The organism is Photobacterium damselae (assembly GCF_003026815.1).
In the GTDB taxonomy this organism is placed as follows: Bacteria; Pseudomonadota; Gammaproteobacteria; order Enterobacterales; family Vibrionaceae; genus Photobacterium; species Photobacterium damselae.
The window spans coordinates 85460-102010 of the sequence record NZ_PYOG01000009.1 but is presented as its reverse complement, the minus strand read 5'-3'; the positions used below and the strand labels follow the sequence as shown (position 1 = coordinate 102010).

General features: G+C 38.2%; 11 protein-coding genes and 1 pseudogene. 7 read left to right on the top strand and 5 right to left on the bottom strand.

The genetic code is table 11. The features are described 5' to 3' along the window. The 4 genes and pseudogenes from CTN07_RS10605 to hisS form a co-directional block, all read left to right on the top strand. Window positions 1-2412 (top strand): annotated as a pseudogene (locus CTN07_RS10605) (DEAD/DEAH box helicase family protein); the annotation flags it as partial. 486 nt (window positions 2413-2898) lie between these two features. Beyond that, on the top strand, window positions 2899-4245 hold the full coding sequence (hdcC, locus tag CTN07_RS10600) for a histidine-histamine antiporter (RefSeq protein WP_005301026.1): 1347 nt from the start codon (window positions 2899-2901) through the stop codon (window positions 4243-4245). Window positions 4246-4299: 54 nt separating this feature from the next. Continuing rightward, window positions 4300-5436: a histidine decarboxylase gene (locus CTN07_RS10595; RefSeq protein WP_005301029.1), complete on the top strand. Its 1137-nt coding sequence runs from the start codon at window positions 4300-4302 to the stop codon at window positions 5434-5436. A gap of 70 nt (window positions 5437-5506) precedes the next feature. Then, the gene (gene hisS, locus CTN07_RS10590; protein ID WP_005301032.1) at window positions 5507-6766 is read left to right on the top strand and encodes a histidine--tRNA ligase; all 1260 of its coding nucleotides are present in this window, start codon (window positions 5507-5509) and stop codon (window positions 6764-6766) included. A gap of 108 nt (window positions 6767-6874) precedes the next feature. Here hisS and CTN07_RS10585 read toward each other — a convergent pair whose 3' ends face one another. Beyond that, window positions 6875-7603 (bottom strand): sporulation protein, encoded by a 729-nt coding sequence (locus tag CTN07_RS10585; protein WP_005301035.1) that lies wholly within the window; start codon window positions 7601-7603, stop codon window positions 6875-6877. A 625-nt stretch (window positions 7604-8228) separates the two neighbouring features. On the opposite strand from CTN07_RS10585, the gene CTN07_RS10580 reads away from it, so the two are divergent. Beyond that, window positions 8229-8867 carry a helix-turn-helix domain-containing protein gene (locus CTN07_RS10580; protein ID WP_005301036.1) on the top strand — a complete coding sequence of 213 codons (639 nt, stop codon included), beginning with the start codon at window positions 8229-8231 and terminating at the stop codon, window positions 8865-8867. An 89-nt stretch (window positions 8868-8956) separates the two neighbouring features. Here the strand turns inward: CTN07_RS10580 and CTN07_RS10575 are convergent, their stop codons facing one another. Continuing rightward, complete coding sequence (locus CTN07_RS10575) at window positions 8957-10618, bottom strand: insecticidal delta-endotoxin domain-containing protein (RefSeq protein WP_005301039.1); 1662 nt, start codon at window positions 10616-10618, stop codon at window positions 8957-8959. 72 nt (window positions 10619-10690) lie between these two features. Then, window positions 10691-11077: a hypothetical protein gene (locus CTN07_RS10570; RefSeq protein WP_036764371.1), complete on the bottom strand. Its 387-nt coding sequence runs from the start codon at window positions 11075-11077 to the stop codon at window positions 10691-10693. Window positions 11078-11560: 483 nt separating this feature from the next. On the opposite strand from CTN07_RS10570, the gene yjjX reads away from it, so the two are divergent. After that, window positions 11561-12076: an inosine/xanthosine triphosphatase gene (gene yjjX / locus CTN07_RS10565; protein ID WP_036764373.1), complete on the top strand. Its 516-nt coding sequence runs from the start codon at window positions 11561-11563 to the stop codon at window positions 12074-12076. A 134-nt stretch (window positions 12077-12210) separates the two neighbouring features. Here the strand turns inward: yjjX and trpR are convergent, their stop codons facing one another. Both trpR and sltY read right to left on the bottom strand, forming a co-directional pair. Continuing rightward, window positions 12211-12528: a trp operon repressor gene (gene trpR / locus CTN07_RS10560; RefSeq protein WP_005301042.1), complete on the bottom strand. Its 318-nt coding sequence runs from the start codon at window positions 12526-12528 to the stop codon at window positions 12211-12213. A gap of 138 nt (window positions 12529-12666) precedes the next feature. Then, window positions 12667-14595: a murein transglycosylase gene (gene sltY / locus CTN07_RS10555; RefSeq protein ID WP_005301045.1), complete on the bottom strand. Its 1929-nt coding sequence runs from the start codon at window positions 14593-14595 to the stop codon at window positions 12667-12669. Window positions 14596-14859: 264 nt separating this feature from the next. Here sltY and ettA point away from each other — a divergent pair, with 264 nt between their 5' ends. Beyond that, window positions 14860-16527 carry an energy-dependent translational throttle protein EttA gene (ettA, locus tag CTN07_RS10550; RefSeq protein ID WP_036764375.1) on the top strand — a complete coding sequence of 556 codons (1668 nt, stop codon included), beginning with the start codon at window positions 14860-14862 and terminating at the stop codon, window positions 16525-16527. Window positions 16528-16551: the final 24 nt, after the last annotated feature.

The following is a 16551-nucleotide window of genomic DNA, read 5'->3' as shown; positions in this document are numbered from 1 at the left end:
ATGACTAACTCTTTATATTACGGTCATAAACTAAGTTCAGGTTCGGCAGAAGATCCCCTACTACCGAAATTAATCCATGCAATCAATCACGCTTCTATCATTGAGATCTCCGTCTCTTTTATTATGAAGTCTGGCATTGAATGTCTATTTAATCCCCTGCTTGATGCCTTAGACAGTGGCGCAACCATTGAAATTTTGACCTCTGACTATCTATCAGTTACTCAGCCAGTAGCCCTACGACAGTTAATGTTACTGGTTGAACGAGGAGCAAGAGTTCGAGTTTTTCAATGCGATCATAACGTCAGTTTTCACTTAAAATCGTATATCTGCGTTAAAACAAAAGAAAACTGCATTGAGCAAGGTTGTGCTTGGGTTGGTTCAAATAATATGAGCCGAGGAGCATTATGCAGCAGCTATGAATGGGCATTACGCTACGACTATGAACATCCTGATGACTCTGAAGCTGCAACCGAGTTTTATTATATTCGCCAGCAATTTCAGCGCTTATTTAAGCATCCTGCAACCCATTGGTTAACGCACTCCTGGATCGATGCTTATATCGAACGCTATCAACAACAAAGTCCTGAGATCATAAAATTAATCACGGGAAGTTTTGATATAAGCGATGAACCGTTTCATCCTAATAGCATTCAAAACGAAGCTTTAGTCGCGTTAAATAAAACACGAGAAGCAGGATATCAAAGAGGACTTGTTGTTCTTGCTACAGGAATGGGGAAAACTTGGCTATCGGCCTTTGATGCAAAACAACTGCAAGCACAACGCATTTTATTTGTTGCCCACCGAGAAGAGATTTTAACGCAAGCTGAACGTACTTTTATTTTACTAAATGAGCAGGCAAGTACGGGACATTATCACGGCCAAAATAAAGATCTGGATGCTGATTATTTATTTGCCTCCATTCAAACATTGGGTCAAGAAGAACATCTCAAACGATTTGCACCAGATCATTTCGATTATATTGTGGTGGATGAATTCCATCATGCAAGTGCTCCAACCTATCAGGCCTTACTCAACTACTTCACCCCTCAGTTTTTATTGGGTTTAACAGCTACACCAGAGCGCTCGGATCAAGCTAATATTCTGTCACTTTGTGATAATAATCTGGTGTTTGAGCGTAACTTGGTTCACGGCATTGATGAGCGTATTTTGGTGCCATTTGACTATTTTGGTATTTATGATCAATTCGTAAACTATCAAGAAATTCCTTGGCGCAATGGTAAATTTGATCCCAAAGTTTTAGATAACGCTTTTGCAACTCAGCTTAGAGCTCAGCACATTCTTAAACATTGGCAGGAAAAGAAGCAAACTCGGACTCTCGCTTTTTGTATCTCAAAAAAACACGCTGATTATATGGCAAACTTCTTTACCCTAGCTGGAATTAAAGCCATTGCAGTGTACAGCTATTCTGAGGTTCGTCGTAATGAAGCGCTAAAACAACTAGAACATGGCGAGATTGATATTATTTTCTCGGTAGATCTCTTTAATGAAGGCACAGATATTCCTGCGATCGATACCATCTTGATGATCAGACCAACTGAGTCAAAAATCCTATTTTTACAGCAACTCGGTCGTGGATTGCGGCAGTCTCCAACAACAAATAAGCAAAAGTTAGTGGTTTTGGATTTTATCGGTAACCATCAATCTTTCTTAATCAAACCAACAGCCCTACTTGATGTCTCGAATATCCGTGATTTAGTCAAAAAGATAAACCACGGCACGCAACTCACTGAAGGATGCTTTATCAATTATGACCTTCAATTAGTGACTTTTTGGCAAGAGATGGCAAAGCGCTATCGCATCAATAGCGAAGAAGAATATCAAGAGCTCAAAACTGTACTTGGTCATCGTCCAACAGCCACTGAGTTTCTACAAAAAGGTTATCGTTTAGATAAAGTTCGCCAACAATATGGGAGTTGGTTTGCCTTAGTTGCGGCACAAGAAAACAATGAACAACTAAAGCAATTAGTACAAGAGTTTGGAGATTTTCTCCATCGAGGTATCGCGCAAACAGCCATGACCAAATGTTTTAAAGCGATTTTGCTTGAAGCCTTTTTAACTCTTGATGGCTTTACGACTGCACCAACAACTGAACAATTAGCCTCACAAAGTTTATTGGTGCTAAATCGTTACCCAGAGCTAAAACAGCGCGATGTAGCGAAAGCCGAGCAACATTGCCAACCTAATGATGAAAAGTGGCACAAATACTGGTTAAGAAATCCTATCCGAGCCTACACCACGGCTAATCAAGATGGTCAGCGTTGGTTCTCTCTTGAAGATGGTCGATTTAAAGCAAACTTTGTTGTTAACGCATCAGATCGTGAAATGTTGCATCAGGCAGTAAAAGAGTTAGTAGATTTACGTTTAGCTGAATATGTGTTGCGGGTGAAAAAGTGATAAAAATAATATTCACAGTTAATGTTATTTTTATAAATAGTCTATTTCCCCATCATTTAAACTGCATATCTAAGTTGATTTTTTAAAAAAAGTGAATAATTAAAGCATATATAAGGATAAATATATGCTTTAACCAAAATCGTGATCGAGATCAATCTTTATCATTTGTATGACAATTAATATATATCAAAAGAAACAACACATTCTTATTATCGGAGTTAGTTTAAATGTGTTCTACTTCAGGTTTAAACAGTTTGTTTAAATATCGATTAAATATAATCATTATATCCTTCGGGGATGATAGTGATTACTCTTACTGCATCTCAAATCTATTATTCTAACCTACTTAAGCGTGGCTTACTCTAAGTCTATTTGCGCTTATCTAAAATCTAATACAATTAGACCATAAATTTCATATTTATGATTGGATAGTTGTATCTTCAATTTTATTTTACTTAATTTTAATTAACTTAGGTGATCACTATGTCTGATATGAGTATATCGCAAGCTCATAAGATAGGAGTACTTGCTTTAACATTAGTTACTGCATCAAATATGATGGGTTCTGGTGTTTTTATGTTACCAACTAATTTAGCTGGTATTGGTACAATATCTATTTATGGATGGATTTTTACTATTGTTGGTGTATTAGCATTAGCTTTAGTATTTGCAAAAACGAGTTTAATTAACCCTAAGGATGGCGGAATTGTCGCTTATGCCAATGATGCTTTTGGTCCATTTATTGGTTTTCAAAGTACTATATGTTATTGGATTAGCGCATGGATTGGTAATGTTGCTTTATTAGTTGCAGGTGTCGGTTACTTAAGTTTCTTCTTCCCAATATTAAAAGATCCTACATATGGCAGTATTACCGCAATTTGTATTTTATGGGCATTCGTTATTCTCGCAAGTTTTGGTGCGAACGTAGCAACTAAAGCTCAATCATTTACAGCAATTTGTGGACTTATCGTTATTTTAGGTGTTGGTTTAATTGGTTGGGGTTGGTTTAACCCACAAACTTATAATGCCGTTTATAACGGAACAGGGCAAAGTAATATGCATGCTATTATTTCTGCTGCGTCAATTGCATTGTGGGGTTTCTTAGGCGTTGAATCAGCGGTAGTTGCATCAGGTCAAGTAAAAGATCCAGAGAAAACAGTACCTAAAGCAACAGTTTATGGCTTATTGATCACATCGGTTTGCTATGTAGGTAGTTGTGCTGTAATTATGGGAATTGTACCTCACGATGTTCTAATCCATTCACCAGCACCATTTGCTGATGCTGCAAAATATATGTTTGGCCCAACAGCAGGTAACATTGCCTCGGCTCTTAGTATTATTGCTTGCTTTGGCTCAATATCTGGTTGGTTAATCCTTCAATCAGAAGCCCCTAAAGCAGGTGCTAAGTCAGGTTTATTCCCTAAATTCTTTGGAGAAGTAAATAAAAATAATGTTCCGATGAAAAGTTTAATATTCACAGGAGTATTAATGAGCATCGTATTATTAATGACCGCATCACCTAATTTAGCAGACCAATTCCAAATTATTATTCTAATGTCGGTATTTGCATCATTACTTCCTTATATGTATGCAATTATTGCTTTACCAATAATTATGGCTGCAAAAAAAATGGATAAAGGTCGTAAGTTCTATACCTATGCTATTTTAACTGCCATTGGTATGATTTATTCAATCTTTGCACTTCTTGGTTCTGGTAGTGATTCTATATTCTGGGGGGTTGTAATGCTTATATGTACAATACCTTTATATTCTTTTGTAGCTGCAAAAAAAGCACACAGTGGTAAATCTGTAATTGATGCAAAAGCATAATTAATCATACCACAAACAATTAAATTTAAATTATCAACATGAGACTATATTAAAATGACTCTATCTATCGAAAATCAAAATAAACTAGATGTATTTTGGGCGCACTGTGTTAAAAACCAATACTTTAATATAGGTTATCCTGAATCGGCTGATTTTAATTATACAAATCTAGAACGTTTTCTTCGTTTTTCTATTAATAACTGTGGTGACTGGAGCGAGTACTGTAACTACTTACTAAACTCTTTTGATTTTGAAAAAGAAGTTATTGAGTATTTTGCACATACTTTCAAAATTCCATTTGATAAGTGCTGGGGTTATGTAACTAATGGTGGCACAGAAGGTAATATGTTTGGTTGTTATTTAGCTCGTGAGCTTTTCCCAGATAGTACCTTATATTATTCAAAAGATACGCATTACTCTGTTGCTAAAATTGTTAAGCTTCTTCGTATCAAGAGCCAGGTTGTCGAGTCGCTTCCTAATGGTGAAGTAAATTATGATGATCTAATTAAAAAGATCGAACAGGATGGAGAAAAACATCCAATTATATTTGCAAATATTGGTACAACAGTTAAGGGAGCTATCGATAATATTTTCGAAATTCAAGATCGCATTGCAAAACTAGGCATTGCACGTGAAGATTATTATATCCATGCCGATGCCGCTCTAAGTGGTATGATTCTGCCATTTGTCGATGAACCACAAGGCTTTAACTTTGCTGATGGTATCGACTCTATTGGCGTATCAGGTCATAAAATGATTGGCTCTCCAATCCCATGCGGTATTGTTATTGCTAAGAAAGAAAATGTTGACCAGATCACAGTAGAAATTGACTACATTGCAGCTCACGATAAAACCATTACAGGCTCTCGTAATGGCCATACTCCATTAATGATGTGGGAAGCAGTGAAGAGTCACAGTTTTGATGAGTGGCAACAACGTATTAACCGTTGTTTAGAACTCGCTGAATATGCTGTTCAACAGTTCCAAAAAGCAGGTATTGACGCATGGCGTAATAAAAATTCAATCACTGTAGTATTTCCTTGCCCATCAGAAGATGTTTGGAAAAAACATTGCCTCGCGACATCAAATGGTCTTGCTCATATGGTGGTATCTGCTCACCATCTTACACATGAAAGCATCGATGATTTAATTAATGATGTTATTGCTGATGAGACCAGAAAAATTGCTTAATCACTTCTAATAATAACAAGGCTATACCTATCTATGAGGTATGGCCTTTTTCACTATAAGGAACATATAAATGGACATAAAATCGATTCGAGGAATGAAAGATATCCTTCCAACAGAAACACCTATTTGGCAATGGGTAGAAAAGGTTCTTCGTAAAGCAACTAAAAATTATGGATATAAGGAAATTCGTCTACCTATCTTAGAACCTATCGAATTATTTCAACGAGCTGTTGGTGAAGCGACTGATATCGTTTCTAAAGAAATGTATGATTTTATTGATAAGTCTAACGAGCATATAACATTAAGACCAGAAGGTACCAGTGGTTGTGTCCGTTCTGTTATAGAAAATAACCTTTGTTATAACAATACCCAACGTCTGTGGTATCAAGGTCCTATGTTTCGTTATGAGCGTCCACAAAAAGGTCGCTTAAGACAATTTAATCAATTCGGTGTAGAGACATTTGGTATGTCGAATGCAGATATTGATAGCGAGTTAATTTATTTATCTAATGAGATATTTTCAGCATTAGGATTAACCAAGCATATTAACTTAGAAATCAATTCCTTAGGTACTATAGAAGAACGTTTAGAGCATAGAAAAGCACTTATTAATTACTTTAAGAAACATCAAGATTTATTAGATGAAGATAGCCTTATTAGGCTAGAAAAGAATCCTCTTCGCATTCTTGATAGTAAAAACCCACAGATGCAAACTATGCTAGAAAATGCACCTAAACTCTTAGATTATTTAACAGAAGAATCTTTAGATCACTTTAAAACTGTTTGTAGTAATCTTGATCAGGTCGACATAAAGTACACGATCAATCCTCGATTGGTAAGAGGCTTAGACTATTACACTAGAACTGTCTTTGAATGGACAACAGATCAATTAGGATCCCAAAGTACGGTGTGTGGTGGAGGTCGTTATGATGGTCTTGTTGCTTTATTTAGTGGTCAGTCATTACCAGCGTCTGGCTTTGCTATCGGTATAGAGCGTCTCATCTTATTACTTGAGGCAGTTAATATTACCCCACCTCACGACAGCTCAAAAAAAATCATTTTCACCTGTGAAGATAAATTAGATACCAATAAAGCGTTAATCCTAGCAAAAAATTTACGCGATACATTCCCTCAACTCGAGGTTTATAGTGATTTTTCTGGTAGTAAACTCAAAAAACAGCACCAGCGAGCATTAAAAGAATCAGCAGATATTGTAGTAACACTAAATGTAGATCATACATTGGGCATATGGTCTATTTCTGATAATGATAAGCTAGTTATAAATAAAGAAGAATTTCTTGATCATATACAAATATTTATCAAGGAATAGATCTAATAGAGGTAAAATAAGTTCTTTATATATCATATATATAGAACTTATTTTACTTGAGTCCAGTGAATCAAACACTGGGCTCAACTTCAATAAATGTTACTAGCCCTAAACCACGCCAGCTAGCACACCTTCAATTTCATTATCGGTCGCCATAAGTGGCAGTGAAAATGAGAAATAGTGATCGCCACGGCCTGCGTCAACTTCAACCAAGCAATGCACTAAACTGCCCTCTAATACAAACGATAATTCCAGTTCTTTATCTGAAAACATGCTGTCATTGCGAAACTCAATTTCTTGGTAACAACCCGATTGAGATAAAAAGCCATTACCACGCAGTTGGCCTTTTTCTACATCTGCTTTTGCTAAGGTATAACCGCGATTTTCGATAGTTTGAAGAATCTTCTCAACCACAGGTAGAGGTTTAATTTCCAGATAGTCGCGATCTTGAGGGTCAATAGCAAAGTTCAAATCAAGAGTTGTTTCAATCCAAACATGACTCTGATTATGACTAGCATTCAGTACCGTTATTGGCGTTTCATCATGAAGGGCTAAGGTAAAAGGAATTTCTAACTGCTGATGAGCTTCAATTTCAAAACTATCAGTCAGTTGTAGTGAGCCTAAAGTTAATACTTCGTAGTGCGAATTTTGTTCTGTTTCAACTTGAACTTCGGTATTTAACTTCAAATGAATGGCATCCACTTGCTGAGTTACCTCACCACCGTGAATATGAATGGTGCCACGCAATGTTTCTCCTTGATAGAGGACCGAATTATCAACAATGGTATCGACTTTAGCGCCACCAATACCTAATGATGCTTTGAGTTTGGTAAACATAACTTTCCTTTGTCCTTCTTTTATCGCTAATTCTTATTATTTGAACTAGTAAAATAGCAGATATACAGCATAAAAAACCAAATAAAACTCTAACTTTAACAGGAATGCTCAATACGCATATTTTTGCCCTTTATTAGCACTTTTTACTTCTAATATGAATATCCCAATCAAGCCTATAAACTACATTCACCACGCAAATAATACAAATACAACCATTTCCGCTTAAATATTGAACTAATTATAATTCTATTAGATAAATCAAAAACAAACATTACAACCAATATGCAACATCAATTTAACCAACAGATAGCTCTAGGATAATTAGATAATCAGCATAAAACACCAAAAATGTCATTTGTTTGACGCTTGATGTGGCACATTCTAATATGTTTACCATTTATGTTTAGAGAACACGTGTACGCTGAAAAATTGCTATAGCTTATTTCGATTCTTAAATTTTGTTCCTTTTTTTACCCATATTGCTTTTTAGGTATATTCCTTTAACGAAATCAATCGCACTTTTTATACCTAGTTAATGGCTTTGGTTTGGAAATAGCTACAATGAATTATGACTTGTGCGAATGCACCATTATTAGAATTTAAATTGTGAGCGAGAAGCATTTTTATGGAATATTTAGAGCGAATTAAACGTCTAGCAAAAATCCAAGGTATCAGCCAGAAGCAACTAGGCGAAGCGTTGGGTCTACAGCAAGGTACAATGAGCCGTAAACTATCAGGTAAGTATGGTATTGAAGTTCGTGAATTAGAGACTATTGCAACGACTCTAAACACCTCTATCGGCTATATCCTAACAGGCCAAGTAGATACGGGTACTCAGGCAACAACAACCATTACTAACGAATCAGCAACAGGTTCTACTTGTACTTATATTCCTGTTATTCACCGTAAAGATTTTACATCTTACGCAAGCGGTGACACAGTTGATGTAGTTAGCAAACGTGCAATTCCTCAACATCTTGACCGTGAAGAGTGCCTAGGCCTTCTTGTTGATAACGAAAACATTGCTCAGTGCGCACCTGTTGGTAGCTATGCTCTGGCAACTAAAACAGCACAATACCGTCCAAAGCAGCCAGTATTTGCATCAGTTCGTGGTAGTGAGCCAGATTTCTACCATATGACTCAGCTAGCTGATGGCGTGGTATTCTCAACATCACAACCAGACTTCCCTAACCTGTTTGTGAATAATGGTGAATTCGAAGTTCACGGCTACATCATTCAATCTGACTGGGCTTACGACCGTTAATGGTAGCATCGATTCTTTAACGATTCGCTCACAGTTCAGAAAGCAGGCCATGCAGCAATGTATGGCCTGTTTTTGTATTATGAGTAGAGTTACTTTATAAACCGCTTCAACAACACAGATCCGATTAAGCCAGTTAGCGCAGCACCGCCTATAGCCCCTCCATTTCGTTCTTGTTCGACCTGATTTTTATCTGCAATATCATTTAATTCAGACCAATACTGATCTCGTTGACTTTCATCTTTAGGCTTTATGTAATCAAGAGCATCGATGTGATGAATACGACTTAGCTCATCTAAATCTGGCTCTGTTAACATTGATTTATAATGTTGTCGTAACAAAGCGGGGGTCTTATTTTTTGGTGGAACCCAAGAAAAACCTAAAATCATACATCCTAAGGCATAATGATAATAACGACTGTGACTCCAAGCTGTAATCGTTGAAAGTCGACGAGGAGCAAAACTAACCTTTACTTCTTCTTGTTGGAAAGCTTCATAACTGTTCCATAAGTTATAAGATTTACCATTGGTATCAAGTAATGTCAGATAAGATGGAATACTGCCACTTTTCAAAATAACAGAAGATATAGGAAAGATTTCCCCATCAATAGCTTCAATGGCTACCGTTCGTGTTTCAACGCCACGATGATAATCAGCAATCACTTGAGTTGAATTGACTCGGTGCTTATCAAGATTATAAGGACCTTTACCGTCAGGATACGCAACATTTAAATTAACAGGACGACCATCGAAAAAATCAAGAAAGATCGAGTTGAATGACTCAGCTGGTTGAGTATAAATGGACTGAACTCCCATTCCACCCCGAGCAAAACCTCGGCATGTGCCATCCCAATCATCAGCAGTTCCATAAGCTTTAGAAAAAATATCTTTAAATTGTGTTCGATCAAACTCAAAAGCTTGAGGATTGAGATCGACATCCATCTGTCGAAACATCTCAATATAATCGTCACAATATTTAATCGTAACAGCATTAAAATCTGCAAAGTAGTTATAGTACTCAGTCTTATGTTGGCCTACTGGTGGACTATGCTCTTTGAGTTTATATCTCTCGGCATCAACGGTTTTCAATAAATAATCAGAATAACTTTTCGTATACTCCTTCATATCTTTCTTGAGCAATTCATATTCATTGTTTGAAAATAGATGTTTACCATTAATCAAACCATCTCGTAATAGTGTTAAATGCAAACTAGAAAAGATACTAAAAAGAGGATACAACACATATTCATGGTTCTTTTGTTGAAACCAAGGTCTTTGATTAATAAAGAACAAATTAGCTGCTAAAAAGTGTATTTTAATTTCGTCATCAGAAGCTCCAGCTTGAATAGTTTTAAGATACTGCTTTAAAACACCTTCTAGACCTTCTAATACTTGTTTTAATCTTTCATAAGTATCTTCAGACAGCTTTTGATCTATTAATTTCTCTACTTTTTCTCTTATTTCCTCCCAAATATCTTTCTGAGAAGACGGCCATAATAAATGAACAAGAAATGATAAGATATCACCAATATAGGGGACATAATGCAGCGCAAAAGCTAGGGATAGCTTGAAGTCCTCAATAATATCGTCCGTTGAAAAATCTGGAAAAGCAGCTTTTACTGACACTCCTGTTGAATCAAAATTATCGCCATGTAATATAACATTCGCTCTACTGTTACTTGAAAATAAAGCTAATGCAATCAACGCCGACAATTTTTTTAAGGCTAACCGCCGTTCATTAGTGAAGTTATCCATTTGATTATCCTCATTGACTCATTACAAAGTACAACAAAATAGGGGCTTAAAGTTCTAAACCCCTTATGGTTATTATTTCACTTCTTCACACCATGGGGCCCATAATGGACCGCTGGACTGATAGTTTTTTGATGTGCCAGATTGTTTAACAAAGTTTGGCGTACACACTATTTCTGCCCCTGAACTCGCCAAAATAGGAGCAACATGAACGGTAACAGGATCACCATCTGCAACATCATCAACGTTAATACATCGAGTCTCACCTAAATTGAACTTTTCTGTCATTGGAGACTGAAAATTAGGTGCTGTTGCATAAATTTTAGCTGCATAACCAACTCCAAAAGGTAGATTTACACAGACAAAACTGGATTCTGAATTATTACCTGTAACAACATTAGCCATAGATGCTGATGACATTAATAATACAGATAAACAAATGGCTGAATTTACTTTATTCATAATAAACTCCATAACATTAATATGATTATTAAAATTTGGAACTTCTGTTTTGCGCTATTATTAAATGTCATTATCTCCTTAATTGTAAAAACAAGGATTCTTATTGATTCAATTAAAAATTATCAACTTAGCATATAACACCTAATAAAAACCCAAAATCCAGCGTTATTGTCTAAGGATGCATTTAATTGCAAGCTAATACATAGCATTTAAACTACATGTATTTTATTGTCGAAAACTAAAGGCAATATTGATATTGAAGTAATATAATTAATTACATTCAATTACATTATTTCAATAATTAAGATAAGACCAATTTAAAATTATTTTATTACCCAGAAAATTAGATTTATTAAATATCAAAATCACAATCATTTAATGAATAGTTTTCTAAATTAATGGATATATATCTTAATTTCTCATGATAAAATCGCTATAGTAATCCTCTTCTGATATCACAAGCTCAATCGTCAAGGACTCTGTATGCAAAAGGTTATTGTTGCCTCCACCAATCCCGCAAAAATATCGGCGGTCTCAAGTGCTTTCTCTGCCGTTTTTCCAGAACAACCATTTGAATTTATTGGTGTATCTGTAGAGAGTGAAGTACGCGATCAACCTATGACAGCAGAAGAAACCTTAATGGGGGCTCAAAATCGTGTTCGTAATGCACGAGCACAAGAACTAGATGCAGATTATGTGGTTGGTTTAGAAGCGGGACTAGATGGCGATCTAACGTTTGCATGGATGGTCATTGAGCATTGGGGCAAAATCGGTAAAGCACGTTCAGCCTCTCTGCCTCTTCCTCCTGCTGCATTAACGCAATTGGCTCAAGGGCGCGAACTGGGTGATGTTATGGATGAGATGTTTCAAGCCCACAATGTGAAGCAAAAAGGGGGAGCAATCGGAATGTTAACCAATCATTTGCTAACCCGCAGTTCAGTCTATCATCAGGCGCTAATTTTGGCGTTAATTCCATTTGTGAATGAAGAATGGTTTTAAGCGGTTTCGAGGTTTCGAGGTTTCGAGGTTTCGAGGTTTCGAGGTTTCGGCAATAGCTTGTATCAATAAATTCTATTATCAAGCTCTCTGCCGACTTTTTCCTCTTAACCTAAACACCTTTTTTCACTGATTTTTTACTGCTTATCAACCATTTGTTTAAGCTGTTCACCAATCCAAGCTTTAGTTGCTTCATCTTGGTGTTTTAGTTCATTAGAACCACGAGTAATGGTTGCTACTCCAACACCTAATAGCTCGCTGATTTTACGCTGACTACGCTGACCATTAAGTAACTCATGAACGATATTTACTCGCGCTAATAATGCATCGCGCTCATCAGGAGTCAGTAGCAATTGCAACAGTGCATCTTCTTTTTGTTCTGTTGCTGCTTGGCGAAGTAAATCAATAACCTGTTGCCACTGGGTAAAATCTGGCGTTTCTGGTGTTGTTGACATGGGAACCTCAATTAGCGTGTTTCGATATCGGAAGTTTACCTGTAACTCGTCTATCTACCAAGAAACAAAACCTTAACCAAGCATAATAATGAACTGCTCGATTAAGGCTTATACCGTTAATGACGTTGTAAAATGCGATTAGTAACGCGCTTTCAACTCATTAGGACGCAATAGTGAGGTTTTCTGCCCCAATTGATCACCGTAGAAAATATCAAACATTAAGATATTTTGGACATAATTACGGGTTTCATTAAATGGGATCTGCTCAATAAAGGCAAAGGCATCGAGCTTACCATCAGTGACTTTACGCCATTGATTCACCCGTCCTGGACCTGCGTTATAACCAGCGAAAGCATAGATACGATTATTATCAAAACGATCCAGCGCCATCTTCAAGTATCCACTGCCCAAACGAATGTTAGTACCCGGGTCATACAATGAATTCACGCCGCTATAACTGCGTCCCAATTTTTGCGCCGTTTCTTTTGCTGTTGCAGGCATTAGCTGCATTAAACCACGGGCGCCTACATACGATTGTGCATGAGTATTAAACGCACTTTCTTGACGAGATAGAGCCATCAGGGTCGTCATTGGAATATCGCGTTTTTCACCAAAGAACTGATACCACCACTTATGAGCAACAGGGAAACGCAAACTAATGTGATCCCACATTTTGGCTGAAATCGTAGCTTGAACCGCTAAGTGATGCATTTTGTGCTGCTCAGCATATACTGCCAAAGCTTTCTTGGTTGGCTCATCAACTCGACGTAATAAAAACGCCCATTCGCTATTGGCAGCAACCACTTTATCTCGTGCCACCAGCTCACGAATACGCACTAATGTCTTGTGATACGGTTTTAATAAAGCATCGTTTGGCGCAGCGGTTTTCTTAGGATAAGTGATCGGCTGTTTTAAGATTGTCGCAGCTGCTGCACTGTAAAAATCACGTTGACCAAGTAGGGATTGGTAAATCTTATTGGCTTCTTTGGTTTTACCCGCTTTTGCTAGCACATAAGCATGCCAGAAGGTCCAGCGTGTGCTCTGTTTGGCTTCTGTCGGTAACCGATTGATCCAACTGCGAGCATCAGACCAATTTGCCTCTCTAATTGAACTTTGAATACGACGAGCTAAAACAGACTCATTGTCGCTGCTCTTAAGTTTGCTATCGCGCCAAGAAGCCAATTGTGGATCTTGTGTCGACATCAAACGTGAAGCGACATAATCGGCTAGTTCTTGTTTTTTTGCCGCCGAATATTTCTGTCCTGACACCACTTGGTTGTATTGTGCAACGGCTTCTTTAGGATCTTTACGCGCAAGTAACTGATAAGCCGAAGCAATCATCTCTTGGTTTGTTGCTGTTACCGCACTGCTTTTGGCGATCGCTCCAACTTTATTAGGGCTACTCACCAAAGTTAGCATCTTATCGCCCGTCGCTTTCGCTGAACCAGAGAGCTGTTTATCTAAATGCGTCAACAAGCCCTTATCACCACGAGCAAGTACCAACTGCATACGCTGTAAAATCAATGCATTCGTACGGTTGCCTGATGCAGCCCAAGCCTCTAATAAATCATCACAGCTATTTGGTAATGATTTACCTGTTAACCAAATTTCACGGGTCGTTTTCCAAGCTTGCGTTGCTTTGCCGGTTTGGCTTTGGGCTAAGACATAATTACATTGCTGCCACTTACTGCTTGGCTCTGTTGGCTGAACCGCTAGATACGAACGCCATTGATCGTCTGCCGCTAAGTTAGTTAAGTAACGATTTTTTACTCGGGTGCTAAACGGTAAGGTACTGTACTCTTTTAAAAAGCTTTGTACTTGCGGTAGGGTTTTGTCACTCAGTTGAGCATTAAACTCGCGATAATCGAGATAAGGTGTGAGTGGATAACTGTTTAATTTAGAGCGTAATGACTTAAATGTTGAAATATCTTTGTTATCTAACGCTTTTTGGGCTTGATCATACCAAGCTCGTTGTTGTTCTAATGAAGCGGCAGTAGCGGTATTGCTGCATCCTAGCGCAAAAACCACGGCCACAAAGATTTTTTTTACAGAAGAAATAGAAGGCACGAAAAAGCTCCGTTTCGGTGTAATAACGGCTACCAAAAGCAGTGAAATACCGCGGTAGACCTAGCCAATTTATGATACCAGCAAGTTTAGACTAAAAATCGAGCACTAAATTCACTAATTTTTTATATTCTAATCAACTTCAAGAGGTTGATCCTCGCTCCTTAGAGAGACTTGAGTATAATAATTATCAACATCACTGTTAAACTTGTGTCTATAACAGGTAAAATAGTTTCTTTCATTTAAAGATCAGAGATAACAACGGATATGGCTGAATACGTCTATACCATGTCGCGAGTTGGCAAAATTGTGCCACCAAAGCGTCAAATTCTAAAAGATATTTCGTTGAGCTTTTTCCCAGGCGCTAAAATCGGTGTTCTAGGTCTCAACGGTGCAGGTAAATCTACCCTGCTACGCATTATGGCGGGTATCGATACTGATATCGAAGGTGAAGCTCGCCCACAACCAGGTCTAAAAATCGGTTACCTACCGCAGGAGCCTGTATTAGACGAAGAAAAAACCGTTCGTGAAGTTGTAGAAGAATCGGTATCAGATGTTAAAGAAGCTCTGATTCGTCTAGATCAAGTTTATGCCGCTTACGCAGAACCAGATGCAGACTTTGACGCCCTAGCTAAAGAGCAAGGCGATCTAGAAGCGCTAATCGAAACTAAAGACGGCCACAACCTAGGCATGCAACTAGAGCGCGCGGCAGATGCCCTTCGCCTTCCTGAGTGGGATGCAAAAATCAAGCATCTTTCTGGTGGTGAGCGCCGTCGTGTTGCTATCTGTCGTCTACTACTCGACAAGCCAGATATGCTGCTACTTGACGAACCGACTAACCACTTGGATGCTGAATCTGTTGCATGGCTTGAGCACTTCCTTGTTGAGTACTCAGGTACTGTTGTGGCAATTACCCACGACCGTTACTTCCTAGATAACGCTGCGGGCTGGATCCTAGAACTTGACCGTGGTGAAGGTATTCCATGGCAGGGTAACTACTCATCTTGGCTAGAGCAAAAAGATGCGCGTCTAAAACAAGAAGCGTCTCAAGAGCGTGCTCTACAAAAGACCATCGAGAAAGAACTTGAGTGGGTTCGTCAAAACCCTAAAGGTCGTCAGGCGAAATCTAAAGCACGTATGGCCCGTTTTGAAGAGCTACAAAGCAACGATCACCAGAAGCGTAATGAAACAAACGAACTGTTCATTCCGCCAGGTGAGCGTCTAGGTGATAAAGTTATCGAAGTGAAGAACCTAACCAAATCATTTGGTGATCGCGTTCTTATCGACGATTTATCATTTAGCATGCCTAAGGGTGCTATCGTGGGTATTATCGGTGCTAACGGTGCAGGTAAATCAACACTATTTAAGATGCTAAGCGGCAAAGAGCAGCCAGATTCAGGTACTATTGAATTAGGTGAAACAGTAAGTCTAGCGTCAGTTGATCAGTTCCGTGATAGCATGAACGATAACAACACGGTTTACCAAGAGATCTCTGAAGGCGCTGATATCATTAAGATCAACAGTTTTGAGATCCCAGCTCGTGCTTATGTATCTCGCTTTAACTTCAAAGGTAGCGATCACCAAAAACGCATTGGCGACCTATCAGGTGGTGAGCGTAACCGTGTTCACCTAGCGAAACTACTAAAAGCGGGCGGCAACGTATTGCTACTCGACGAACCAACCAACGACCTTGATGTTGAAACACTACGTGCACTAGAAGAAGCACTGTTAGAGTTCCCAGGTTGTGCCATGGTTATCTCGCACGACCGTTGGTTCCTAGACCGTATCGCAACGCACATTCTAGACTACCGTGACGAAGGCCAAGTGAACTTCTTTGAGGGTAACTTCACTGAATACGCTGATTGGTTGAAGAAAACGCTAGGCTCAGATGCGGCAGAACCACACCGTATCAAGTACAAGCGTATCGCTAAGTAATCGCGATATTCTGTTATAACGTAT

Coding starts and splice junctions, on each gene's coding strand:
- CTN07_RS10585 (WP_005301035.1), bottom strand. CDS start 7,603: ATGTTTACCAAACTCAAAGCATCATTAGGTATTGGTGGCGCTAAAGTC.
- CTN07_RS10570 (WP_036764371.1), bottom strand. CDS start 11,077: ATGAATAAAGTAAATTCAGCCATTTGTTTATCTGTATTATTAATGTCA.
- trpR (WP_005301042.1), bottom strand. CDS start 12,528: ATGTCAACAACACCAGAAACGCCAGATTTTACCCAGTGGCAACAGGTT.
- hisS (WP_005301032.1), top strand. CDS start 5,507: ATGGACATAAAATCGATTCGAGGAATGAAAGATATCCTTCCAACAGAA.
- hdcC (WP_005301026.1), top strand. CDS start 2,899: ATGTCTGATATGAGTATATCGCAAGCTCATAAGATAGGAGTACTTGCT.
- CTN07_RS10595 (WP_005301029.1), top strand. CDS start 4,300: ATGACTCTATCTATCGAAAATCAAAATAAACTAGATGTATTTTGGGCG.
- CTN07_RS10580 (WP_005301036.1), top strand. CDS start 8,229: ATGGAATATTTAGAGCGAATTAAACGTCTAGCAAAAATCCAAGGTATC.
- CTN07_RS10575 (WP_005301039.1), bottom strand. CDS start 10,618: ATGGATAACTTCACTAATGAACGGCGGTTAGCCTTAAAAAAATTGTCG.
- yjjX (WP_036764373.1), top strand. CDS start 11,561: ATGCAAAAGGTTATTGTTGCCTCCACCAATCCCGCAAAAATATCGGCG.
- ettA (WP_036764375.1), top strand. CDS start 14,860: ATGGCTGAATACGTCTATACCATGTCGCGAGTTGGCAAAATTGTGCCA.